A 24,026-nucleotide genomic window follows, 5' to 3' on the forward strand; every position below is an offset into this window, starting at 1 on the left:
GCACTAGGGCTTGGCCGGGCGCTTCGAGCGGGCCTGGCGGAACATGCCGGCCAGGGCGAGGGCCAGGCCGGCCGGCATCAGCATCGAGATCCAGTAGGCGGCCGTCGGCAGCGGGTCGAGGTGGAGGAAGAGCGGCACGAAGGTCGCCAGGGTGGCCGCGGCGCCGATCAGGAAGACCACGGCGCCGGTCCTGACCAGCACGTCTCCGCGCTCGGTGGTGCTGCTGCTGTTCACGGGAGGCTCCTCGACGGGTGCGGCCGGCGGCCGGCGGGCCCTCCCAGTGTGGCAGTCGCCGGAGCCCCGGCCGGGGGCAGGGGCGGGGCGTCCGGGGTCTGACGGTCCGTCACCCACCGCAGTTCCCCGGAGACGGAGTGTTTCGGGCCGCTGGTGGGCCGGGTATGGAGCACTCGCACGGGGCCGGTCCGGCGCCCCGCCCGTCCGACCGGGGGTGTCCGCCAGTGGAGAGCGCTCAGTCGCGCCCTGGCCGTGCCAGGCCGGGCGGCGTCCACCCCGTCAGATCCGCGTACCGGAAACCGGCTGCGCGACGCTGAGAAGCTGACGGATCATTAGCATGCTGACCGGGCACGCCTGAGGCGTTCGGCACGGTCGGCCCGCCATCCACCCCGGGACCCCGGCGTTCGCCGGGGCCTCCCCGTACCCACATGAGGACTTTTCGAGATGCCCACCGGCCAGGTGAAGTGGTTCAACGAGACGAAGGGCTTCGGCTTCCTGTCGCGCGACGACGGCGGGGACGTGTTCGTCCACACCAAGGCGCTCCCCGCCGGGGTGACGGCGCTCCGGCCAGGGCAGCGGGTGGAGTTCGGCGTGGTGGCCGGCCACCGGGGTGACCAGGCCATGGCCGTCCAGCTGCTGGAGGCGCTGCCCTCGGTGGCCGCCGCCCAGCGCAAGAGCGCGGACGACATGGCCCCGATCGTGCAGGACCTGATCACCACCCTGGACGCGGTGCTGCCCGGCCTCCAGCACGGCCGCTACCCGGCCAAGCCGAGCGGCCAGCAGCTGGCCGTGCTGCTCCGCGCGGTGGCGGACCAGTTCGATGTCTAGTGCCGTGCCCGGCACCAGACGGTAGTCAGAAGTCCAGCGCACCCGGGCCGATGGCGGGCACCAGTCCCTCGGCGGCGGCCCGGGTGAGCAGGCCGCGCACCGCGGCGTAGCCGGCCTCGCCCAGGTCGGCGGTGAACTCGTTGACGTAGAGGCCGATGTGCTGGTCCGCCACCGCCGGGTCCATCTCCTGGGCGTGGGCCAGCACGTACTCCCGGGAGGCCTCCGGGTCGTCCCAGGCCATCCGGACCGAGGTGCGGATGGTCTCCGCCAGCTCCGCGAGCCGCTCCGCGCCCAGCGAGCGGCGGGCCACGATGGCGCCCAGCGGGATCGGCAGGCCGGTGGCCAGCTCCCAGGCCTCGCCCATGTCGGCCAGCCGGTGCAGACCGTAGTTCTGGTAGGTGAACCGCGCCTCGTGGATGACCAGGCCGGCGTCCACCTTGCCGTCCCGGACGGCGGGCATGATCTCGTGGAAGGGCAGCACCACGATCTCGCCGAAGCCGCCGGGCACCGCCTGCGCGGCCCACAGCCGGAACAGCAGGTAGGCGGTCGAGCGCTCGCTCGGCACCGCCACCGTACGGCCCGTCAGCTGCTCCGGCGTCAGTTCGCCCGCGGTGAGCACCAGTGGGCCGCAGCCCCGGCCCAGCGCGCCGCCGCAGGGCAGCAGGGCGTACTCCTCCAGGACCCAGGGCAGCTGGCCGTAGCTGATCTTGAGCAGGTCCAGCTCCCCGCGCTCGGCCATCCCGTTGGTGACGTCGATGTCCGCGAAGGTCACCTCGGGCGCCTCGGCGCCGGGCACCAGGCCGTGGGCCCAGGCGTGGAAGACGAAGGTGTCGTTCGGGCAGGGCGAGTACGCGACGCGCAGGGTCACCGGGAGGCCTCCTCGATCAGGGCGCGGTACGGCAGGTGCAGGAAGGCGCGCTCCAGGGCGCCGAGCGCCTCGCCGATCCGCCAGGCCTCGCGGTCCCGGGGGCCGACCGCGTTGGAGACGGTGCGCAGCTCCAGCACCGGCACCCCGTAGCGGGCGGCGGCCTCGGCCACCCCGTGGCCCTCCATCGCCTCGGCCACCGCGTGCGGGTGACGGGCGGTCAGCGCGGCGGCCCGCTCGGCGGTGCCGGTCACGGTGGAGACGGTCAGCACCGTGCCGGTGGCGGCGTCCAGCGCGTCGGCGGCCAGCCGGACGGCGCCCGCCGGGGGCACGTGCCGGACGGCGCCGAAGCCCAGCTCGGCGACGCTGCGGAAGCCCTCCGGGGTCTCGGCGCCCAGGTCGCCGGCCACGATCTCGTCGGCCAGCACGATCGAGCCGATCGGAGCCCGGGGCGCGAAGCCGCCGGCGATCCCGGCCGAGACCACCAGGTCGTACGGGTGCGCGGCCAGCACGGCCGCCACCGAGACGGCGGCCGCGACCGGGCCGACCCCGGCCACCAGCACGTCCACCTCGGTGCCGCTCGCGTGCTCGCTGCGGCGCAGCTCGCCCGCGCCCGGCCCCTCCAGGGGGACCGGACGGGCGCCGTCACGCAGCCCGCGCAGCACCGCCTCGGCCTCCGCCGCAACGGCGACGGCGACCAGCAGCCGGGGGGTTCCCGGCCGCTGGCCGCCGTTCGGATGAGGGTTCGTCACTGCTCGGTGCCGGCACCCGGCTGCTCGCCGCCCGGCATCTCGCCACCACCGGCCGGGACGCCCGCGGCGTCCTTGTTCTTGAGCTGGAAGTACCAGACGCCCAGGATGTCGCCGGTCTTCTCGTTGGCCTCGACCACGGTGACCAGGGTCTTCTCGCCGGAGGCGAGCAGGCCCACGGCGGGGAGCGAGCCGGAGTAGGTGGAGCCGGTGCGGGTCGCCGACAGGGTGGCACGCTGCTGCTGGCCGCCGTCGGTGAAGGCGAACCAGCCCTTCTCGGCGACCTTCGTGTCGACGCCGACGCCGATCTTGTCGGAGACGGTGACGTCCGAGACCGGCAGCTCGCCCTTGGCCTTGGCCTTCAGCGCGTTGGCCTGGCACTTGGTCTGGGCGGCCTCGTCCAGCGGCTTGCCGTCGTTGTAGCAGAGCGGGCTCGCCTCGATGGAGGAGCGGCCGACGACCAGGGTGGCCTTGGGCGCGGAGGGCTTGTCCTTGCCGATGGCGTACGCGATGGAACCGCCGACCGTGCCGGCGCCGATCACGACCACGGCGCCGAGGGCGGCGATGACACGGGTGCTGAGGCTCATGGGCCGAAGACTACCGGCCGTACCCTCCCGGCGAACGTCCGGGTCGCCCGAACGGCGAGCACAACATCAGGATCCGACCGCCACCTGCCGCACCGTCAGCCGACCGACCGGGGACGGGCCGACGGGCGTGGCGAGGAGCCGCCCAGCCGGGCCAGCGACCAGATCGTCCAGAGCAGCGAGACGGTCAGCAGGGCGGCCGCCACCCCCAGCCCGAGCGAGCCGTCCAGCGGAAGGGTGATGCCCAGCGCGCCGCCCGCCACCCAGCTGAGTTGCAGCACCGTCTCCGAACGGGCGAACGCCGAGGTCCGCACCGCCTCCGGCACGTCCCGCTGGATCAGCGCGTCCAGGGCCAGCTTGCCCAGCGAGGCGGCCGCCCCGGCGGTGGCGGCGACCAGGGCCACCGTCAGCAGCCCGTACCAGAGGGCCGCCGCGAAGGCCGCCGCGGTGGCCAGCAGCAGCGCCACCGTGACGATCGCCTCCGAGCGCCGGGTGCGCAGCCAGGAGCCCAGCGCCGAACCGAGCGCGTTGCCCACCCCGGCGCAGGCCGCCACCACGCCGATCGCCACCGTCGGCCGCAGCCCGGCCACCGGGTCGCTGCGCAGCAGGAAGGCCAGGAACATCACCAGGAAGCCGACCAGCGCCCGCAGCGAGGAGACCGCGCGCAGCGCCAGGATCACCGAGGGACCGACCGTGCGCAGCCGGGCCTTGCCCGGGGCGTGCTCGGGGGAGTGCAGCACGGCCCGCTGCTCGCCCTTGGCCGAGTCCACCTGGTGCGGCAGGTGAAAGGCCATCAGGGTGCCCACCACGAAGACCAGGAAGGCCCCGCGCAGCGGCCAGGCCGGCCCGATCAGGTGGAGCAGCCCGCCCACCCCGGCGCCCAGCATCCCGGCCATCAGACCGGCCAGGGTGACCCGGGAGTTGGCCTTCACCAGGGACAGCCCCGGCGGCTGCAGCCGCGGCACCACCACGCTGCGCACCACCCCGTACGCCTTGGAGGCGACCAGCACCCCGAGGGCGGCGGGATAGAGGGTGAGGCTGCCGCTGACCACCGGCGCGGCCATGGTCCACGCGAGCACCGCCCGGGCCAGCATCGACATCGCCATCGCGGAGCGCCGGCCGTGCGGCATCCGGTCCAGCAGCGGCCCGATCACCGGGGCGAGCAGCGCGAACGGGGCCATGGTGACCAGCAGGTAGAGGGCGACCCGGCCCCTGGCCTCCCCGGTCGGCACCGAGAAGAAGACGGTGGAGGCCAGCGCGACGGCGATCAGCATGTCGCCGAAGGAGTTCAGCGCGTGCAGCTCGATCAGCTTGGCCAGACCCGACTCGCCCGCGCCCTCGGCGGAGGTGGCCCGGCGGATCCGCCGCCCGGTGCCGTGCACCACCCGGCCCGTGCGGGCTCCGGCCGCGGAGGCGCCGCGCGCCAGCAGGCCTCGCCGGGGCGTCGTCGGGCCGCCCTCCGACGGCGACCCGGTGTCACCGGCCGGCGGGACGGGTATCGGTGGGGTCTCGTCCGCCACACAGCCCATCCTGCCCGAGAAAGCGCCCGGTGACGCGGGGCGGCACGGAGATCAACTGGGCTCCGTCGGGTCGGCCGTGGAGCCGGACTGTCCCGGGTGGCCGACCGGCGGGTAGCCTGCACTACGCGCGTGCACTGCCCGGTGGGCGGCGCGGCCGGTCCCCGGAAGGGAGCGGGTCGCGCAGAATAAGGGCGATGGTGCCCGTGCGGCCGGGTCTCCCGGCAGGCCGACCCGTTCGGGGCGGTGCCGACAGACCGTGGGCAAATGGGCCGCAGGCCACAGAACTTGGGAGAGAATCGACGCCGTGAGTGCTGCGATGCGAAGCCGTACCCCCGACCGGCTCTGTGCCGAGGCCGTCGAACTCGCCCGTCAGTCCGCCGCCGACACGGTCGGCCCGGAGAGGGTCGGAGCCCACCTGGGTGTCCGCGCCGACGGCGAGCGGGTCGTCACCCACACCTTCGAGTGTCTGGACGCGGCCTACCGCGGCTGGCACTGGGCCGTGACGGTGGCCCGTGCCCCCCGCGCCAAGAACGTGACCCTGGACGAGACCGTGCTGCTGCCCGGCCCCGACGCGGTGCTCGCACCGCAGTGGGTGCCGTGGAGCGAGCGGCTGCGGCCCGGCGACATGGGCCCCGGTGACCTGCTGCCCACCGACGCGGACGACCTCCGCCTGGAGCCCGGCTGGACCGGCGAGGACGAGCCGGCCCCCAACTCGGTGGCCGCCCTCGACACCACCGAGGACCTGGTGGTCAGCCCCGCCGAGGGCACGGTCACCCCGGTCCGCGCCACCATCGGCGCGATCGCCGTGGAGCTCGGCCTCGGCCGCTCCCGGGTGCTCTCCCGGCTCGGCCTGCACCAGGCCGCCGACCGCTGGGAGACCGCCCACGGCCCGCAGACCCCGATGGCCCAGGCGGCCCCCGCGAACTGCACCAGCTGTGGCTTCCTGGTCCCGATCGGCGGCTCGCTCGGGCAGGCCTTCGGCATCTGCGGCAACGAGTTCGGCCCGGCCGACGGCCAGGTCGTCTCCCTCGCCTACGGCTGCGGCGGCCACTCCGAAGCCGCCGTCATCCCCGCCCCGCCCGCCCCGGCCGAGCTCATCCTCGACGAACTCCAGCTCGACACCCTCCAGCTCCACCCCGACCGCACCAGCGGCTCCGTCGAGCCCGACGCCCCCACCGAGGAGCTCGGCCACTCCTGAGCGGCCGGGCCCCGTAGAGGCGCGAGGAACTGCGCGAATCGGAAGGCGGTCCACCTGCAACTGAGGCTCCGTCAGCCAGTTGCACGTGCTGCCGTTCCCCTGCGCGCAGTTCCTCGCGCCCCTGGTGGCGCAGCCCCGTACGTCCGGTACTCCCCGGCAGGGGAGAATGCCTCCCTACAGCAGTCCAGGGGAAGGCGGCAGTGCAGTGGAGCCTCGGATCATCGGTGGCGGCAGTGACGGGCAGGCGGCCGATCCCTTCGACACGGCCACGCTCCGGCGCCGGGTACTGGACGCTTGGACGGACGCGCCGGCCCGGTTCCGGGAGGATGCCAACGCCGAGGAGGAGTTGGCGCTCGGCGGGTACCGGGACCGGCTGATCGTGGAGCTGGCGCAGAACGCCGCCGACGCGGCGGCCCGCGCCGGCGGCGGCCCCGGCCGGCTGCGCCTCACCCTGCGGGACGGCGTCCTGGCGGCCGCGAACACCGGTGCGCCGCTGGACGCCGCCGCGGTGGAGTCGCTCTCCACCCTCCGGGCCTCCTCGAAGCGTTCGGACGAGGCCCCCACCGTGGGCCGGTTCGGCGTCGGGTTCTCGGCCGTACTGGCCGTCACCGACGAGCCGGCGGTGCTGAGTTCGCACGGCGGCGTGCGCTGGTCGCTGGCCGAGGCGCAGGCGCTCACCGAGGCCCGGCCGGAGCTGGTCGAGGAGCTGCGCCGCCGGGAGGGCCACGTCCCGCTGCTGCGGCTGCCGTTCCCGGCCGAGGGGGCTGCGCCGTCCGGGTACGACACGGTGGTGGTGCTGCCGCTGCGGGACGCCGCCGCCGAGGACCTGACCGGCCGTCTGCTGGCGGGGGTCGACGACGCGCTGCTGCTCACGCTGCCGGGGCTGGCCGAGGTCACGGTGGAGACGTCCGAGGGCGTGCGCCGGCTGACCCGGGAGAGCACCGGGCAGGAGCCGGACGGCATCGGGACGGTCACGCTCACCGACGGCGAGCGGAGCACCACCTGGCAGACCGTCACGCTGTCGGGTGCCACCGCCCCGGAGCTGCTGACGGACCGTCCGACCGAGGAGCGGGCCCGCCCGTTCTGGTCGGTGACCTGGGCGGTGCCGGTGGACGGGGCGGGTGCCCCGCAGCCGCTCACCACCGCTCCGGTGGTGCACGCGCCGACCCCGAGCGACGAGCCGCTGGGGGTGCCCGCGCTGCTGATCGCCGGGTACCCGCTGGACCCGACCCGGCGGCACGTGGCGCCCGGGCCGCTCACCGACTTCCTGACCGAGCGGGCCGCCGACGCCTACGCGGACCTGCTGCGGGCCCGCGGCGGCGACCTCGGCTCGCTGGGCCTGGTGCCGGGCCCGCTGGGCCAGGGCGCGCTGGACAACGGGCTGCGCTCGGCGATCCTGAAGCGCCTGCCGGGCACCCCGTTCCTGCCGCACCCGGCCCCGGTGGAGGAGGGCACCCCGGCGCTGCGCCCGCGTGACGCGACGGTGCTGGAGGGCGCCGACCGCAGTGTGGTGGAGGCGCTGGCGCCGATCTTCCCCGGCCTGCTGCCGGCCGGGCTGGAGCGCCGGACCGAGCTGCGGGTGCTGGAGGTGCGCCGGGTGCCGCTGGCCGAGGTGGTGGACCAGCTCGGCGGGCTGGACCGCGAGCCGGCCTGGTGGCGCAACCTCTACGCGGCGCTCGGCGGGGCCGATCCGGAGGCGCTGGGCGCGCTGCCGGTGCCGCTGGCGGACGGCCGGACGGTGACCGGCCCGCGCCGGGTGCTGCTGCCCTCGGACGCGGCCGACTGGGAGGGCTACGAGGGCTATCCCGAGGCCCTGGCCGAGGCGCTCGGCCTGCTGGACCTGCGGCTGGCCCACCCGGAGGCGGCGCACCCGCTGCTGGCCAAGCTGGGCGCGGGCACGGCCACCCCGGCCGGGGTGCTGGACACCCCCGAGGTGCGGGCCGCGGTGGCCCGTTCGCTGGAGCTGGGCGAGGACGACTTCGAGGCCGCGGTGGACCTGGCCGACGCGGTGCTGGCCCTGGTGAAGGCGGCCGGGGCCACCCCGGGCGAGCACCCGTGGCTGGCCCGGCTGGCGCTGCCGGACGACGAGGGCGAGCTCTCCCGCGCGGGTGAGCTGATCCTGCCGGACTCCCCGCTGGCCGAGCTGGCCCGGGAGGAGGACGCCGGGTACGTGGACGAGGACCTGCTGGAGCGCTGGGGCCCCGAAGTCCTGGCCGCGGTGGGCGCGTTGAGCGGCTTCGTGCTGGTCCGGGCCGAGGACGTGGTGCTCGACCCGGACGACCTGGAGCGGCTGGACCCGACCGCCCCCGCCGACCGCGCGGCCGGCGGCCGCCCGACCGGTCTGCTGGACGAGGCCCCGGACGGCCTGGCCGAGTGGTGCGAGGACGCCCTGGAGTCCCTGGATGCCGACGGCACCGGGGAGTTGGGCGTCCCGCCGGTGGCCGCCGAGCTGCTCGCGGTGCGCGACCTGGACCTGGTGGACGACGCGGCCTGGCCGCAGGCGCTGGCCCTGCTGGCCCGCCCGCCGTACCGGGACGCGGTGGTCACCCCGGTGCGCACCCTGCTGCCGGACGGCCGGTACGTGGACCTGCCGCCGTACACCGCCTGGTGGCTGCGCGACCACCCGGTGCTGGACGGGCGGGAGCCGGCCGGGCTGCGCGCGGCCGGGGCCGACCCGCTGCTGCGCGGCCTCTACGACGAGGCCCGCACCACGCTGGACGAGACCTTCCTGCACGCGCTCGGGGTGCGCACCACGCTGGCCGCGCTGCTGGCCGAGCCGCACGGCCCGGACGAGCTGCTGGACCGGCTGACCGATCCGGCCTCCTCCGTGAGCCACCGTCAACTGCACGGCATCCACACGGCGTTGGCCGCCGTGCCGGTCGAGCGGATCGAGCCGCTGGACACCGTGCGGGCCGTCCCGCCGATGGACCCGGAGACCGGCCGCCGCCCGGACGAGACCGTGCTGGTGGACGCCGCCGAGGCGGTGGTGGCGGACGCCCCGGACCTGGTGGAGCTGCTGCACGACCACCCGCTGCTGCCGGTGGACCCGTCGCTGGCACCGGAGTTGGCCGAGCGCCTGCACGTCTCGCTGGCCAGCGAGGTGGCCGGCGGCCGGGTGCTCTCCGAGGGCACCCTGCACCGGACCCCGCCCGTGGTGCGGGAGTTGCTGCCCGGCTGCCCGGCCGTCTACGAGGAGCACGAGGAGCTCCTGGTGGTCGGCCCGGACGGCGGCGAGGCCGCGGTCGGCTGGCGCTGGGACACGGCCGGCCGGGCGCCGGAGCTGCCGTACGACCCGGAGGAGGCCGAAGCGGGCGACGAGGACGACGAGTTCGAGGTCCCGCCGGTGCCCGGCCTGCTGCACGCCGCCACCCCCGAGGGCCTGGCGGCCGGCCTGGCCTGGTCGGTCGGCCAGTGGCACCGCCGCTTCGAGGTGCTGGCCGCGCTGACCGAGCCGGACCGGGCGTACGAGCTGCTGGCGGCGCGCGACTACGAGTAGCGGGGGCGGGGTGGCGTGCGTGGACGAACCTTCATGTGCGCCGAGGGGGACGGTTGGGCTAGCTTCGCGGGCATGACGAGCGCGAACGAGACGACCGTCCCCCTCCTCCCCTGTGCCGCCGTCGACGAGACGGTGGAGTTCCTCGAGGCCCTCGGCTTCGAGCTGACCTACCGCCAGACCCGCCCCTATCTCTACCTGGCCTTCGCCCGGGGCGGCGCCCAACTGCACTACGTCAAGCCCCCGAAGAGCCACGACCCGGCCGCCGAGGACGGTGGCGCGTGCTTGGTCTTCGTGGAACGGGTGGCCCCGTACCACGCCGCCTTCAAGGCCGGGCTGAAGGCGCACTACGGCCGGGTGCCGTCGGCCGGGCTGCCCCGGATCACCCGCTACCGGGAGGGCGCCAGCCGCTTCACCCTGGTGGACCCGTCCGGGAACTCGCTGATCTTCATCGAGCGGGACGAGCCGATGGAGCTGGAGTACGGCGGTTCCGCTGGACTCACCGGCCTGGCCAAGGCCTTGGACAACGCCCGGATCCTGGTCGAGTTCAAGAACGACGACCGGGCCGCCTTCCGGGCACTGTGCTCCGCCTACCGGCGGCACGCGGCTGAGGCCGACCCGGAGGTCCGGGCCGCCGCCGTGGCCGAACTCACCGACCTGGCGGGCCGGTTGGGGGAGCAGGAGAAGCTCGGAGTATTGCTGGTCTAGGACACCTCGCCGTTGCGGCGGACGATCAGCCGCCAGACCACCTCCAGCAGCAGTCCGGCCGCCACCGCGATGGCGACGCCGGTCCACGGGTCGCGGGTGCCGGCCAGCGAGAGCTGGAAGAAGTCGGAGAGCCAGGGCACCATCAGGACCAGCGCGAAGGCCCCGCCCATGGTGCCGATCAGGGCGAGGCGCCACCAGGTGTAGGGGCGGGCCACGATCGCCAGCACCCAGATGGCGACCAGGAAGAGGGTCAGGGTGGCCACGCTGGTGTCGGCCTTGAGGTCGGTGGCGTGGTTGGCCCGGGCCAGCATGTAGGCGGTGAAGGTGGCCGTCCCGGCGATCGCCCCGCCCGGGACGGCGAGGCGCAGCACCCGGCGGACGAAGCCGGTCCTGGCCCGCTCGTTGTTGGGGGCCAGGGCCAGGAAGAAGGCCGGGATGCCGATGGTCAGCGAGGAGAGCACGGTGGAGTGCCGCGGCAGGAACGGGTACGGCACGTGGGTGCAGACCACCAGCAGGGCGAGCAGCACCGAGTAGACCGTCTTCACCAGGAAGAGGTTGGCCACCCGCTCGATGTTGCCGATCACCCGGCGGCCCTCGGCCACCACCGAGGGCAGGGTGGCGAAGGAGTCGTTCAGCAGCACGATCTGGGCCACCGCCCGGGTGGCCTCGCTGCCGGAGCCCATCGCCACGCCGATGTCGGCGTCCTTGAGCGCCAGCACGTCGTTGACGCCGTCGCCGGTCATCGCCACGGTGTGGCCCCGGGACTGCATCGCGCCGACCAGCTCGCGCTTCTGCTGGGGCGTCACCCGCCCGTAGACGGTGGTGTTCTCGGCGACCTCGGCCAGCTCCTCCGGGTCGGTCGGCAGCGTCCGGGCGTCCAACGGCCGCTCCGCGCCCGGGAGTCCGAGGTGGGCGGCGACGGCGCCGACCGAGACGGCGCTGTCGCCGGAGATGACCTTGGCCTCGACCTTCTGGCTCTCGAAGTACCGCAGGGTGTCGGCGGCGTCGCCGCGCAGCCGCTGCTGGAGCACCACCAGGCCGAGCGGCTCCAGGCCGGCGGCCGGGTCGTCCTCCAGCCCGGCCTCGCCGCGGCCGAGCAGCAGCACCCGCAGGCCGCGCGAGCCCAGCTCGTCCACCTCGGCCAGCGCCGGGTGACCGGCGGGCAGAAGTACGTCCGGGGCACCGAGCAGCCAGCTGGCCTCGGTGCCGGCCGGCTCCAGCATCCGGGCCCCGCTCCACTTGCGGGCCGAGGAGAACGGCATCACCTCCAGCACCCGCCAGCGCTCGCCCGCGCCGTTGCCGTAGGCGTCGATCACCGCCTGCATGCTGGGGTTGGGCCGGGCGTCCGCGCCGCCCATCGCGCCCAGCGCCTGCTTCAGCACCGCCGGGTCGTCCAGCAGGTGGTTGGCCAGCGGGGCCTCGGGGCTCAGGTGTGGGGCGGCGCCGGCCAGCACGCGCAGCTCGACCACGTCCATGCCGCCCTCGGTGAGGGTGCCGGTCTTGTCCAGGCAGACGGTGTCCACCCGGGCCAGCCCCTCGATCGCGGGCAGCTCCTGGACCAGGCACTGCTTGCGGCCGAGCCGGATCACCCCGATCGCGAAGGCCACCGAGGTGAGCAGCACCAGCCCCTCGGGGACCATCGGCACGATCCCGGCCACCATCCGGCGGACCGCCTCGCGCCAGTCGTTGCGCTCCACCGCGAGCTGACTGACGATCAGGCCGATCGCGGTCGGCACCAGCAGCCAGGTGATGAACTTGAGGATGGAGTCGATGCCGCTGCGCAGCTCCGACTTCACCAGGGTGAACCGGCTGGCCTCCTCGGCCAGCTGGGCCGCGTAGGCCTCCCGGCCGACCTTGGTGGCGGTGAAGGCGCCGGCCCCGGCCACCACGAAGCTGCCGGACATCACCGGGGCGCCGGGGTGCTTGAGCACCGGGTCGGGCTCGCCGGTGAGCAGCGACTCGTCGATCTCCAGGCCGTCGGCCTCGGTGACCACGCCGTCCACGATCACCTTGTCGCCGATGCCGAGCAGCACGGTGTCGTCCAGCACGATCCCGGCCACCGGGACCTGCTGGGCGGTGCCGTCCCGGCGGACCTGGGGCTTGGCCTCGCCGATCAGCGCCAGCCCGTCCAGGGTCTTCTTGGCGCGCAGCTCCTGGATGATGCCGATCGCCGTGTTGGCCACGATGACCAGGCCGAACAGCCCGTCCTGGAGCGGCCCCACCACCAGGATGATGCCGAACATGATCCCGATGATCGCGTTGAACCGGGTGAGGACGTTGGCCCTGACGATCTCCTTGACGGACCGGCTGGAGCGCACCGGCACATCGTTGACCTGCCCGCGGGACACCCGCTCGGCGACCTCGGCGGAGCTCAGCCCGGCCCGGCGGGCCGGGCCGCCGCCGATCGCTGACGCACCTTCAGGCCGGGCGTCCCCGTCGGGGTCGGTCGCCGTGTTCTCCGCGGGATGAGTCATGGGACCGACTCTAGGTGGGCGTTATGTCCGGTGCGCCCTACTGAGGTGCTATTCAGTCCGTCCGGGTGGCGGGGTCGGCGGCCCCGGCCGCGGCCTCCGCGGCGAGCGACCGGCGGATCGCGTCGCGGCGGGCCCGGCAGTACCAGAGGCCGATCAGCCCGAGGCCGGCGCCGGCCAGGCAGATCCACGGCCAGCGTCCGTGGCCGTTCTCCTCCAGCGTGGAGTGGAAGGGGATCAGCACCAGGAAGGCGAGGAACCAGAGTGCCGTGCCGCCGCCGACGATCGCGACGTCGTTGGCTTCCAGGGGCGGGGGAGAGGGGCGGAGGGCGGTCTTCGGCATGCGGCCCAGGGTAAGGGGTGCACCCCGCTCCGGGTTCGCGCCTGGAGGAACCTCCAGTCGGAAGCCGTCGCAGGCTGCTCGTAATGGTCGTTTTCTACGCGCGGAGATGGCGCGTGCACGACCGAGAAACACATACTTGTGCCCTCCTCACCTCCCCCACTTCTGACGAGGCCCCCCGATGTCTCCGCAGGCCCAGCCGACCTCCGTGTCGCCCGAGCCGTCCACGACGCCGCAGCCCGGCGGCCCGCTGGACCGTTTCTTCAAGATCTCCGAGCGCGGCTCCACGCTCGCCCGCGAGGTCCGTGGCGGCGTCGCCACCTTCTTCACCATGGCCTACATCCTGGTGCTGAACCCGATCATCCTGGCCAGCGCCGCGGACATGAACGGGACCCACCTGGACAGCGCCCAGCTGGTCACCGCCACCGCGCTCACCGCCGGTCTCACCACCCTGCTGATGGGCGTGATCGGCAACGTGCCGATCGGCCTGGCGGCGGGCCTCGGCGTGAACACCATCGTGGCCCTCCAGCTCGCCCCCCGGATGACCTGGCCGGACGCCATGGGCATGGTGGTGCTGGCGGGCTTCGCGATCATGATCCTGGTCGCCACCGGCCTGCGCGAGCGGGTGATGAACGCGGTGCCACTCGGCCTGCGCAAGGCCATCGCGATCGGCATCGGCCTCTTCATCGCGCTGGTCGGCCTGGTGGACGCCGGCTTCGTCAGCCGGATCCCGGACGCCGCGCACACCACCGTCCCGCTCCAGCTGGGCGGCAACGGTCACCTCAACGGCTGGCCGGTGCTGGTCTTCATCCTCGGCCTGCTGCTCACCCTGGTGCTGGTGGTCCGCAAGGTGCCGGGCGCCATCCTGATCTCCATCGTGGTGATGACCGGCGTGGCCGTGCTCCTCAACGAGGCCGCCACCATCTCCCCGCAGCACTGGGGCCTGACGGTGCCGAGCTGGCCGGGCAACCCGGTGGCCGCGCCCGACTTCGGGCTGGTCGGCGAGGTCAGCCTGTTCGGCGGCTTCTCGAAGGTCGGCGTGCTGACGGGCAGTCTGTTCGTCTTCACCGTGCTGATGTCCTGCTTCTTCGACGCGATGGGCACCATCCTCGGCGTGGCCGACGAGGCCCACCTGCTGGACGAGAAGGGCGACCTGCCCGGCATCAACAAGGTCCTGATGGTGGACGGCATCGCCACCGCGGCCGGCGGCGCGACCTCCTCCTCCGCCAACACCTGCTTCGTCGAGTCCACCGCCGGCGTCGGCGAGGGCGCGAGGACCGGCTTCGCCTCGATCGTCACCGGCGCGCTCTTCCTGGTGGCGCTCTTCCTCACCCCGCTGGCCACCATGGTCCCGGCCCAGGCGGCCACCCCCGCGCTGGTCACGGTCGGCTTCCTGATCCTGGCCAACTCGGTGCGGGACATCGACTGGTCGGACTTCACCATCGCGATCCCGGCCTTCCTGACCATGGTCATGATGCCGTTCACCTACAGCATCACCAACGGGATCGGCTTCGGCTTCATCGCCTTCTGCGTGCTGCGGGCGGCGACCGGCCGCGGCCGCGAGGTGCCGGTGGCGCTCTACGCGGTGGCCGCCGTCTTCGCCTTCTACTACCTGATGCCGGCCCTCGGCCTGGGCTGACGCCCGGTCAGTCCCCGCGCAGGACGCCGCCCGGCCGGCCTCAGTGGATGAGGCCGAGCCGGGCGGCGATCATTCCGGCCTGGAAGCGGCTCTCCGCCCCGATGGCCTTCATGATCCGGCAGACCACCCGGTTGACGGTGCGCAGCGAGACCGTGAGGTTGCGCGCGATGGTCTCGTCGGTGGCGCCGGTGGCCAGCATCCGGAGCACCGCCTGCTCCTGCGGGCCGAGGTTGAGCTCGGCGGTCAGGGTGCTGGACTCCTCGTAGCTGGAGTGCTGCCAGCAGTACTCGAAGACCGAGATCAGGGCACGGACCAGGGCCTCGCCCTCGATCGCCATGGCGCCGGCCTTGCCGTTGTTCGGGTCGATCGGGATGATCACCCGGCGCCGGTCGAAGATGATCATCCGGAACGGCACGGTGGGCGAGAGCCGGACTTCGTAGCCCGCCATCCGGATGTCGTCCAGGTGCTTGGCGGTCCTCGGGATGGTGGCCAGGCTCTGCTGGTAGATGGTCCGCAGGTCCAGCCCGCGGTCGACCAACTGCCGGGTGCGGCGGGCCGATTCCTCGTCCTGCGGGGCGGCCACGTCCGGGGCCGGGTGCATGGTGAGGATCTGGTCCCGGGCGAGTTCGGTGGCCTTGTCTAGGTAAACCGCGACGCTGCGCAGGTCGGTCAGCATCTCCACCGCGACCGGGCCGGGTGACCAGAAGTTCAGCGGCATGAAGCTGCTGAGAATCTCGGCCAGACCGGCCCGGGCAGCGGCCATCTGTTCCACGTTGGCCGCGAGTTCACGCTCGGCGTCGTTGATCAGCCGCATGGCGGCGACCTGTGATCCGAGCAGCACGAACTCGGGGGAGTCGCTGGACGGGAATTCCACCAGGCCGAGCGAGGCGAGGTAGTCGACGCCGCGGTGCGCGTCCTCGTCGCAGAGGCCGATGGCCTCGGCGGCCTGGTGGATCTGCCAGGAGCCGCGCTGCTCCATGGCGCCGTAAATGCTCGCGGCGATTTCCTTGTCGGTTCTGCCGCTCCGCGAGGCCTTGCCGCTCTTCTCCCTGGCCGACTCCGTATTCACCGTTCCCCCAGTCTCTATCGTCCTCCCGTCGGTCAGGATAGCGCGACGGAGAGTGTCCGAGGGATATGCCTAGGTGACGAGAAAGATTGGCAGGTTCTTATCCCGGGGTGAGGTGGAGCAAAAAGCGCCAGGGCGTCGAATTCGCTCTTCTAGGGCTAAACCGGTACGGCCTCGTCCGCATAGAAGGGCATCGAAGCGGTGACGTACTCCTGCAGCCAACGGCGGAACGGGTCGCCCAAGTCCTCGCGCTCGCAGGCGAGTTGGACGACGGCCCGGAGGTACTCCAGGCGGTCGCCGGTGTCGTAGCGGCGGCCGCGGAAGACCACGCCGTGCACCGGGCCGCCGATCGAGGGGTCGGCGGCGAGCTGCTGGAGGGCGTCGGTGAGCTGGACCTCGCCGCCCCGGCCGGGCTCGGTCCTGGCCAGCACGTCGAAGACGGCCGGGTCGAGCACGTAGCGGCCGATCACCGCGTAGTTGCTGGGGGCCTCGCCGGGGGCCGGCTTCTCCACCAGGCGGTCCACCCGGAGCACGTCGGCCTGGCCGGTGGAGCGGACGGCGGCGCACCCGTAGAGGCCGATCTGGCTCTCGTCCACCTCCATCAGGGCCACCACGCTGCCGCCGTGCTCGGCCTGGATGTCGATCATCTTGCTGAGCAGCGGGTCCCGGGGGTCGATCAGGTCGTCGCCGAGCAGCACGGCGAAGGGCTCGTTGCCCACGTGCGGCTGGGCGCAGAGGACGGCGTGGCCGAGGCCGCGCGGGTCGCCCTGGCGGACGTAGTGGATGGCGGCGGGGGAGGTGGCGCGCTGGACCTCGGCGAGCCGGCCGAGGTCGCCCTTCTTCCGGAGGGCCTCCTCCAGCTCCCAGTTCCGGTCGAAGTGGTCCTCGAGCGGGCGCTTGTTCCGGCCGGTGATCATCAGGACGTCCTGGATGCCGGCGTCCACCACCTCCTCCACCACGTACTGGATGGCCGGCCGGTCCACGACCGGCAGCATCTCCTTGGGAGTGGCCTTGGTGGCGGGCAGGAAGCGGGTGCCCAGCCCGGCGGCGGGGATGACCGCCTTGCTGATTCCTCTGCGGGGTGTGGTCATGGCCGGGACCGTAGCCGGGCGGGAGGGCCGCCGCCCATGGGCCGGAGGCCCGGTCCGCGTACTCGTCCACCTGTGCCCACGGACCCGGTGAGGTAGCCCTGGGGGGGATTGACGGTGCATGGTCACTTTACTATTCCATGGGAATTCTGCGGAAGTCTCTTCATCTGACGAATGATCAGATTACGCTTGACCGTGCTCCGGCGAGCCGCCCGCCGCCCTCGGTGTCGTCTTTGCGACAGGGCGTGATCATGTCCCCGGATTTCGTTGCTCCCCGCTGGAACGGGCAGGCAACATTGAATCTGACAGAGAACGTACGTAAATACGTCACTTCAGGGGGATCACTGTTATGGCTCGTGTGGGCATGAAGTTCGCTGGAATTCTTTTCTTTCTCATGCTCGCCATAGCGCTCTCCCCGAGTGTCTCGATCGACGGCCGAGTGGCCGACGGTGGCCCGACCTACACAGCAGGTCCTGACCCCAAGTGTTGCTGACGGAACAATGACCAGACGGGGGATGTGCCAATGGTACAGGAATCAATCGTTCGGCCGGACTGTGCGGGCCTCCCGGAATTCTGCTCCGAGGCCTTCTCCTCGCTCGGCCGGGCCGATCAGCGAAACGCGGCCGAGACCTATGTGCGCGGCCTGCTGAACTGTGACGGACGGAAGACGATCCCGCGCCTCGCGGTCGCATCGCCCGGCCGGAGCGAGCAGTCGCTCCAGCAGTTCATCAACCAGAGTCCCTGGGAGCACGGACCGGTCCGGAAATGGCTGGCGGAGCGCATGGTCCGCGATTTCCGCCCGGAGGCCTGGGTGGTCGGAGAACTGGCCTTTCCGAAGCACGGCCGGTACTCGGCGGCGGTGGAGCGGCAGTACGTCCACTCGCACGGCCGGGTCCGCAACTGCCAGCTGGCGATCATGGTCGGCATGCAGGTCGGCGGTGTCACCGTGCCGGTGAACTGGAGCCTGACCATCCCCGAGCAGTGGGGGCAGGACGACGAGCGGCGCTCCCGGGCGAAGGTGCCCGACAGCGAGCTGCCCCGCCCCTACTGGCAGTACCACGTCGAACTGCTCGACGACATGGCCCTGGACTGGGGCGTTCCCGAGGCGCCGATCCTGCTGGACGCCCGGCACCGCCCGCTGGAGTGGTACCTGGCCGCGCTGGAGATGCGGGCCCAGACCTACCTCGCCCAGGTGAGCCCGAACGAACTGGTGCAGCCGGCCGACGCCAGCTGGGCCCGCGGCAGCGGACGGATCGTCAACAGCCAGGGCGCCCGTGCCCGGGCCAGGACGGTGGCCGACATCGCCGCCGGGGTCGGCAACGTCACCCCGGAGACGCTCTACTGGCGGGACGCCGGCGGTCACACGCTGCGCTCGCAATTCCTGGTCATTCCGGTACAGGTGCTGGTCGGCAGCGGCCGGCCGGCGGGCAGCAAGGCGCTGCTGGCCAATAGGCTGCTCATCGTGGAATGGCCGCTCGGCAAGCCGAGCCCGCGGGGTTACTGGCTCACCAACATCCGGGGCGCCTCCCTGCGCGAATTGGTCCGGTTGGCCAAACAAGTGGCCACCGCCACTCCGCAAGCAGCGGAACTCGCTTCCGGTTACGGCCTCTTCGACTACGAGGGCCGGACGTTCAACGGCTGGCACCACCACGCCACGATGGTGAGTGCCGCCCTCGATTACGACATTCTCAACGGCGCCCACCTGGGCCGGGAGGAATTCGAGGAGAGTCCGGGCCCCGAGCTCACCGAACTCGTCCGTTGACCTGACGCAGTGCGTCGGGCGGATGTTCGCCCCCGGATAGGGGCGCGGAGCGCTGGCTAGCCTGCGCTCTGGACTAGCCGCATTTCGACTGGGACGGCGTGCGGAGCCGTGCCATACGGGAGGTTTTCACATGACAGGTCCCGCACACACCGCCGACGCCATCGTCGTCGGCGGTGGGCCCGCCGGGCTCTCCGCCGCGCTGTACCTGGCGCGCTACAACCGGTCGGTGCTGGTCTTCGACAGTGGCCACGGCCGGTCGACCCACCACCAGACCAACCACAACTACCTCGGCTTCCCGAACGGCATCGCGACCGTGGAGCTGCGCGAGCTGGCGCGGCGTCAGCTGGAGCCGTACGAGCAGGTGCGGATCGTCCACCACACCATCAACGAGGTCTCCGGCAACGGTGACATCGGCTTCACCGTCAAGGCGCAGGGCGGCAGTTGGCACTCCAAGGTGATCGTGCTGGCGACCGGTGTGCTCGACCACTTCCCGCACTTCGAGGGCTGGGAGGAGTACGTCGGCCGGTCGATGTTCTGGTGCATCACCTGCGACGGCTACGAGAACCGCGGCAAGCGCATCCTGGTGGTCGGCCACACCGACGCGGCGGCCGGCGAGGCCATGCAGCTGCACGGTCTGACCGACCAGGTCCAGCTGCTGCTGAACAGCAACAGCAACGAGATCGGCCCGAAGTTCGCCGCCCGGCTGGCCGCCGCCGGCATCCCGGTGATCGACGACCGGATCGACAAGGTCGAGGGCGAGGACGGCCAGATGACCGCGGTCTTCACCAAGGGCGGCCGCCGCCTTCCGCTGGACGCGCTCTTCTCCATCCAGGGCGCCAACCCGGAGACCAAGCTGGCCCACCAGCTCGGCATCGACTTCGCCCCGAGCGGCTACATCGCCGTGGACACCGAGCAGAAGACCTCGGTGGCCGGGGTCTACGCGGCCGGTGACGTCACCGCGCTGCACTCCCACCAGGTGACCGCCGCCGTCCACGAGGGCGCGCAGGCGGCCTCGGCGGCCAACTACTTCCTGTACCCGCCGGAGCTGAAGGCCGACTGACCGCAGGTCAGGGGGCCCGACGACTGTAGGACCGGCCGCCCGAATCCGGGCGGCCGGCTCAAGTGATGTGGAAGGAAACCGAGATGACCGACTGGACCGTGGTGGGGGACTCCAACGGCTACCCCACCACCGCCACCTGTGGGCACCTGGGCGAGGCGGCCGACGTCAAGCCCTCGACCCTGGAGGGCTGTGAGGACTGCCTGCGCGAGGGCACCCGCTGGCTGCACCTGCGCGAGTGCCTGGTCTGCGGCCACGTCGGCTGCTGCGACCAGTCGCCGCGCCGGCACGCCACCGCGCACTGGCACGCCACCAAGCACCCGCTGGTCCGTTCGTTCCAGCCGGACGAGGACTGGGCCTGGTGCTACCCCGACTCGCTGTTCCTGCTCCCCGCCGAGCTGGCATGAGCAAGCACCAGGTGGTCAGGGACCACTGCCTCGCGCCCGGCCGTCCGGTGGACGCGCCGCCGAGCGGCGCCCGGTACAGCAAGATGCTGCCGGAGCTGCCGGCGCTCAACTCCCGCCCGGAGGAGCTGTTCCGGGCCGGCTCTCCGGGCGGCGTCTGCGACGCCGCCCGTTTCCCGCTGCGGGCCGGGGTGGACGACGCGGCCGGTGCGGCCGGCTGGCCGTTCTTCGGGCAGTTCATCGCGCACGACATCACCGCGGACCGCTCGCCGATCTCGGCCCAGGCCGACGTGGCGGCGCTGCGCAACGTCCGCTCGCCCAAGCTCAACCTCGAACTCGTGCACGCGGACGGCCCGGTGGGCTCGCCGTTCCTCTACGACGCGGCCGACCCGGCGAAGCTGATCACCTCCCAGGACGGCACCGACGTGCCGCGCAACTGGCAGGGCACCGCGCTGATCGGCGACCCGCGCAACGACGTGCACCGCTTCGCCTCCCAGCTCCACCTGGTCTTCCTGAACGCGCACAACGGGCTGGTGGACCGGCTCCGCGAGGACGGGGTGCCGGAGGCCGAGCTGTTCGACGAGGCCCGCCGCGCGCTCACCTGGCACTACCAGTGGATCGTCGTCCACGACTTCCTGCCCCGGCTGATCGGCGCCGAGCTGACCCGTCAGATCCTGGACGGCGGGCCGAAGTTCTTCGCGCCCGCGCCGGGCGAGGCCTTCATCCCGCTGGAGTTCGCGGACGCCGCGTTCCGCTACGGGCACGGCCAGATCCGGCACCGCTACCGGATGACCCGGGACGGGCTCCAGTACCCGCTGTTCCCGCACCTGTTCGGCCACGGGCCGATCCCGCCGGAGCACCTGGTGGACTGGTCGATGCTCTTCGACATCCCCGGTCAGCCGCCCGCCCAGCGGGCCAAGCGGATCGACGGCGGGCTGCCGACCAGCCTGATCTCGCTGCCGGAGGACATCACCGGCGAGGTGGACCAGGCCGAGCTGCGCTCGCTGGCCGTCCGCGACCTGCTGCGCGGCCAGGCCACCGCGCTGCCCTCCGGGGAGTCGGTGGCCGAGCAGTTCGGCGCCGCGGTGCTGGCGCCGGAGGAGGTCGGGCCGGAGTGGGCCGGCGGTACGCCGCTCTGGCTCTACATCCTCAAGGAGGCGCAGGTGCGCCACGAGGGTGACCGCCTGGGCGAGGTGGGCGGCCGGATCGTCGGCGAGGTGCTGATCGGACTGCTCCGCGCGGACGCCGACTCCTACCTCTCGGCGGACCCGGGCTGGCAGCCCACGCTGCCCGTCACCGGGGACGGCTTCACGCTCGTCGACCTGCTCGACTTCGCCGCAGCCAATGGAGTCGGCAAGGCGACTTGACGGACATTCACGTTCGAGTCCGGGGTGAATTCCCCGGGCTCGCAACGTGATTGACCGAACAGAATTCCGATGGCGATGATGAATTCGGTCAAGCTGTCCCGCCGGTATCCCGGTGCCATCGACATGGAGGTTGCACGTGAAGTCCGAGGTCATGCGATTCACGTTCATGGACGCCATCGCCGGACGAGTGGTCGAATTCCGTTCGGAGGAGCGGGTCTTCAGCCTGAAGACCATCGACGGCCGCGATTTCGACGTCAAGCTCAGTGACGGGATGTCGGCGGAGCTCCTGCGCAACCTGGACGAGCCCTACGCGGACGCCGGCGGCCACGTCGACGACCTGCTCAAGCCCGGCCAGCAGGTCTTCGTCTACGGCGTCTTCTACCCCGAAGGCGGCGAGTACAACTACGAGGCCAAGAAGCTGACCTTCGTCGGCCGCGGCCCGGAGGACTACAACTACGAGAAGTCCAACTGGTGGATCAACCAGATCGACTCGCTGGCCCGGTTCTACCGGCGTGCGCAGTTCGGCGACGGCAAGATCGACTACAAGGACTACCGCACCAACATCCGCCTCGGCGGCGACAAGGCGGCCAGCCACGTCCAGGAGACCGACACGATCTCCCGGATGGTCTACGGCATGGCCTCGGCCTACATGCTGACCGGCAACGAGGACTACCTCGAGGTCGCCGAGCTCGGCACCAAGTACCTGCGCGACCACATGCGCTTCGTGGACCGCGACTCCAACGTCGTGTACTGGTACCACGGCATCAAGGTCGAGGGCGACTACGAGAAGAAGCTGCTCACCTCGGAGTTCGACGACGACTACGACGCGATCCCGATGTACGAGCAGATCTACGCGCTGGCCGGCCCCACCCAGACGTTCCGCGTCACCGGTGACCGCCGGATCGCCTCGGACATCGACTCCACCATGCGTCTGTTCGAGCAGTACTACCGCGACTACGAGGGCGGCGGTTACTTCTCGCACATCGACCCGGTCCTGCTCTCCCCCCACCACGACTCGCTGAAGTTCAACAAGTCGCGGAAGAACTGGAACTCGGTCGGCGACCACGCCCCGGCCTACCTGATCAACCTCCTGCTGGCGACCGGCGACGAGCGCCACGCGGAGATGCTGGAGCGCACCTTCGACACCATCGTCGAGCACTTCCCGGACTACCAGGCGAGCCCGTTCGTCAACGAGCGGTTCAACACCGACTGGTCCCAGGACCTCGGCCACACCTGGCAGCAGGACCGCGCGGTCGTCGGGCACAACCTGAAGATCGCCTGGAACCTGATGCGGATGAACTCCTACAAGGAGAAGGACTCCTACAAGGAGCTGGCCGAGAAGATCGGCGACATCATGCCGGAGGTCGGCAGCGACCAGCAGCGCGGTGGCTGGTACGACGTGGTCGAGCGCAAGCTGGCCGACGGCCAGGAGTTCCACCGCTTCGCCTGGCACGACCGCAAGGCCTGGTGGCAGCAGGAGCAGGCCATCCTGGCCTACCTGATCCTCGGCGGCACGGTCGGCGGTGACGCCTACCGCGAGGAGGCCCGCCAGGCCACCGGCTTCTACAACACCAACTTCCTCGACCACGACGAGGGCGCGGTCTACTTCAACGTCCTGGCCAACGGCCTGCCCTACCTGCTCGGCACCGAGCGCCTCAAGGGCAGCCACTCGATGAGCATGTACCACTCGGCGGAGCTCTGCTACCTCGCCGCGGTGTACACCAACCTGCTCAACACCGGTCAGCCGCTGAACCTCTGGTTCAAGCCGCGGCCCGACGCCGACCGCACCCTGCGGGTGTCGCCGGACCTGCTGCCGGCCGGCCGGGTCGAGCTGACCCGGGTCGAGATCGAGGGCAAGGAGTGGGACAAGTTCGACGCCAAGAACCTGACCGTCGAACTGCCCGACTCGGCCTACTCGCTCACGGTGAAGGTGGAGCTGACCCCGGTCGGCTGAGTACTCGTCAGGGGCTGTCGCTCCCGGGGCATGCGGGCCCCGGGAACGACAGCCCCTGACGCCTTCGCCGGGACTTTTCGGCGAGGACACGACACAACTAGCAGGACAGGCGCGCACGGCGGACGCGACACGACAGACGGCTCTGGGAGGGACCGACGTGGACACGGAAGACAGAGGCACGGTGGCGGCGGAGGAGTTCGCCACCGATCGGATCGTGGGGTACGACGTACGCCCCGGCACCCCCTACCCCTTCGGCGCGACCTACGTGCCGGGCGGAGTGAACTTCTCGGTCTACTCGAGCCGGGCGGACGACGTCTCGCTGGTGCTCTTCAAGCCGGGTGACCCCACGCCGGTCGCCGAGATCCCGATCCCGGACGAGTACCGGGTCGGCGGGGTCTGGGCGATCACCGTGCTGGGCATCGGCGAGGGCGACGTGGACTACGGCTACCGGGTGTTCGGCCCGCCGCAGCCGGCCCCCGGCGACCGCTTCGACCCGGCCGCCGTGCTGCTCGACCCGTACGCCAAGGCCGTCACCGGCCGGGACACCTGGGGCGAGGAGCCGGACTGGAACAACCCCAACCAGTACCGGGCCCGGCTGACCGCCGACCACTTCGACTGGCAGGGCGACCACCCGCTCCGGCTGCCCACCAAGGACCTGGTGGTCTACGAGCTGCACGTGCGCGGCTTCACCCGGCACGA

At 72.2% G+C, this 24,026-nt stretch carries 19 protein-coding genes and 1 pseudogene; 11 read left to right on the forward strand and 9 right to left on the reverse strand.

Annotated elements, in window-relative coordinates; genetic code table 11:
* Window positions 1-3: 3 nt before the first annotated feature.
* Window positions 4-234, reverse strand: a complete 231-nt coding sequence (locus ACZ6ZR_RS18355; protein WP_465643495.1) for a hypothetical protein — start codon at window positions 232-234, stop codon at window positions 4-6.
* Between the two features lie 444 nt (window positions 235-678).
* Here ACZ6ZR_RS18355 and ACZ6ZR_RS18360 point away from each other — a divergent pair, with 444 nt between their 5' ends.
* Window positions 679-1,062, forward strand: coding sequence for a cold-shock protein (locus ACZ6ZR_RS18360; protein WP_465643497.1), 384 nt, complete (start codon window positions 679-681; stop codon window positions 1,060-1,062).
* A 25-nt stretch (window positions 1,063-1,087) separates the two neighbouring features.
* Here the strand turns inward: ACZ6ZR_RS18360 and ACZ6ZR_RS18365 are convergent, their stop codons facing one another.
* From ACZ6ZR_RS18365 to ACZ6ZR_RS18380, 4 genes are all read right to left on the reverse strand, one after another.
* The gene (locus tag ACZ6ZR_RS18365) at window positions 1,088-1,924 is read right to left on the reverse strand and encodes a 1,4-dihydroxy-6-naphthoate synthase (RefSeq protein ID WP_465643601.1); all 837 of its coding nucleotides are present in this window, start codon (window positions 1,922-1,924) and stop codon (window positions 1,088-1,090) included.
* 2 nt (window positions 1,925-1,926) lie between these two features.
* Window positions 1,927-2,679, reverse strand: a complete 753-nt coding sequence (locus ACZ6ZR_RS18370) for a futalosine hydrolase (protein WP_465643499.1) — start codon at window positions 2,677-2,679, stop codon at window positions 1,927-1,929.
* The gene (locus ACZ6ZR_RS18375) at window positions 2,676-3,263 is read right to left on the reverse strand and encodes a hypothetical protein (RefSeq protein ID WP_465643501.1); all 588 of its coding nucleotides are present in this window, start codon (window positions 3,261-3,263) and stop codon (window positions 2,676-2,678) included. Before ACZ6ZR_RS18375 ends, ACZ6ZR_RS18370 begins: the two co-directional genes overlap by 4 nt.
* A 95-nt stretch (window positions 3,264-3,358) precedes the next feature.
* Window positions 3,359-4,789, reverse strand: a complete 1,431-nt coding sequence (locus ACZ6ZR_RS18380; RefSeq protein ID WP_465643503.1) for an MFS transporter — start codon at window positions 4,787-4,789, stop codon at window positions 3,359-3,361.
* A gap of 307 nt (window positions 4,790-5,096) precedes the next feature.
* On the opposite strand from ACZ6ZR_RS18380, the gene ACZ6ZR_RS18385 reads away from it, so the two are divergent.
* From ACZ6ZR_RS18385 to ACZ6ZR_RS18395, 3 genes are all read left to right on the forward strand, one after another.
* The gene (locus ACZ6ZR_RS18385; protein WP_465643505.1) at window positions 5,097-5,978 is read left to right on the forward strand and encodes a DUF3027 domain-containing protein; all 882 of its coding nucleotides are present in this window, start codon (window positions 5,097-5,099) and stop codon (window positions 5,976-5,978) included.
* Window positions 5,979-6,183: 205 nt separating this feature from the next.
* The gene (locus ACZ6ZR_RS18390; RefSeq protein ID WP_465643507.1) at window positions 6,184-9,474 is read left to right on the forward strand and encodes a sacsin N-terminal ATP-binding-like domain-containing protein; all 3,291 of its coding nucleotides are present in this window, start codon (window positions 6,184-6,186) and stop codon (window positions 9,472-9,474) included.
* Between the two features lie 72 nt (window positions 9,475-9,546).
* Window positions 9,547-10,179 (forward strand): VOC family protein, encoded by a 633-nt coding sequence (locus ACZ6ZR_RS18395; protein WP_465643509.1) that lies wholly within the window; start codon window positions 9,547-9,549, stop codon window positions 10,177-10,179.
* Here the strand turns inward: ACZ6ZR_RS18395 and ACZ6ZR_RS18400 are convergent.
* Window positions 10,176-12,653, reverse strand: a complete 2,478-nt coding sequence (locus ACZ6ZR_RS18400) for an HAD-IC family P-type ATPase (RefSeq protein ID WP_465643511.1) — start codon at window positions 12,651-12,653, stop codon at window positions 10,176-10,178. The genes ACZ6ZR_RS18395 and ACZ6ZR_RS18400 overlap by 4 nt on opposite strands.
* Window positions 12,654-12,705: 52 nt before the next feature.
* A complete protein-coding gene (locus tag ACZ6ZR_RS18405; RefSeq protein ID WP_465643513.1) occupies window positions 12,706-12,993 on the reverse strand; it encodes a DUF2530 domain-containing protein in 288 nt (95 codons plus the stop codon).
* Window positions 12,994-13,171: 178 nt separating this feature from the next.
* On the opposite strand from ACZ6ZR_RS18405, the gene ACZ6ZR_RS18410 reads away from it, so the two are divergent.
* Entirely contained in the window at window positions 13,172-14,629 is a 1,458-nt protein-coding gene (locus ACZ6ZR_RS18410) for an NCS2 family permease (protein WP_465643515.1), read from the forward strand.
* A 40-nt stretch (window positions 14,630-14,669) separates the two neighbouring features.
* On the opposite strand, the gene ACZ6ZR_RS18415 is transcribed toward ACZ6ZR_RS18410, so the two are convergent.
* Together ACZ6ZR_RS18415 and galU are read right to left on the reverse strand one after the other, a co-directional pair.
* A complete protein-coding gene (locus ACZ6ZR_RS18415; RefSeq protein ID WP_465643517.1) occupies window positions 14,670-15,608 on the reverse strand; it encodes a helix-turn-helix transcriptional regulator in 939 nt (312 codons plus the stop codon).
* Between the two features lie 245 nt (window positions 15,609-15,853).
* The gene (gene galU, locus ACZ6ZR_RS18420) at window positions 15,854-16,786 is read right to left on the reverse strand and encodes a UTP--glucose-1-phosphate uridylyltransferase GalU (protein WP_465643519.1); all 933 of its coding nucleotides are present in this window, start codon (window positions 16,784-16,786) and stop codon (window positions 15,854-15,856) included.
* 520 nt (window positions 16,787-17,306) lie between these two features.
* Here galU and ACZ6ZR_RS18425 point away from each other — a divergent pair.
* The 6 genes and pseudogenes from ACZ6ZR_RS18425 to ACZ6ZR_RS18450 all read left to right on the forward strand — a co-directional run.
* The gene (locus ACZ6ZR_RS18425; protein ID WP_465643521.1) at window positions 17,307-18,545 is read left to right on the forward strand and encodes an IS701 family transposase; all 1,239 of its coding nucleotides are present in this window, start codon (window positions 17,307-17,309) and stop codon (window positions 18,543-18,545) included.
* Window positions 18,546-18,675: 130 nt separating this feature from the next.
* On the forward strand, window positions 18,676-19,605 hold the full coding sequence (locus ACZ6ZR_RS18430; RefSeq protein ID WP_465643523.1) for an NAD(P)/FAD-dependent oxidoreductase: 930 nt from the start codon (window positions 18,676-18,678) through the stop codon (window positions 19,603-19,605).
* An 83-nt stretch (window positions 19,606-19,688) separates the two neighbouring features.
* Entirely contained in the window at window positions 19,689-20,009 is a 321-nt protein-coding gene (locus ACZ6ZR_RS18435) for a UBP-type zinc finger domain-containing protein (protein WP_345283770.1), read from the forward strand.
* The gene (locus tag ACZ6ZR_RS18440; RefSeq protein ID WP_465643525.1) at window positions 20,006-21,373 is read left to right on the forward strand and encodes a peroxidase family protein; all 1,368 of its coding nucleotides are present in this window, start codon (window positions 20,006-20,008) and stop codon (window positions 21,371-21,373) included. Before ACZ6ZR_RS18435 ends, ACZ6ZR_RS18440 begins: the two co-directional genes overlap by 4 nt.
* Window positions 21,374-21,524: 151 nt before the next feature.
* Complete coding sequence (locus ACZ6ZR_RS18445) at window positions 21,525-23,327, forward strand: AGE family epimerase/isomerase (protein ID WP_465643527.1); 1,803 nt, start codon at window positions 21,525-21,527, stop codon at window positions 23,325-23,327.
* Window positions 23,328-23,484: 157 nt separating this feature from the next.
* Window positions 23,485-24,026, forward strand: a pseudogene (locus ACZ6ZR_RS18450) (glycogen debranching enzyme); the annotation flags it as partial.

Source organism: Kitasatospora sp. NPDC088742, from assembly GCF_055584905.1.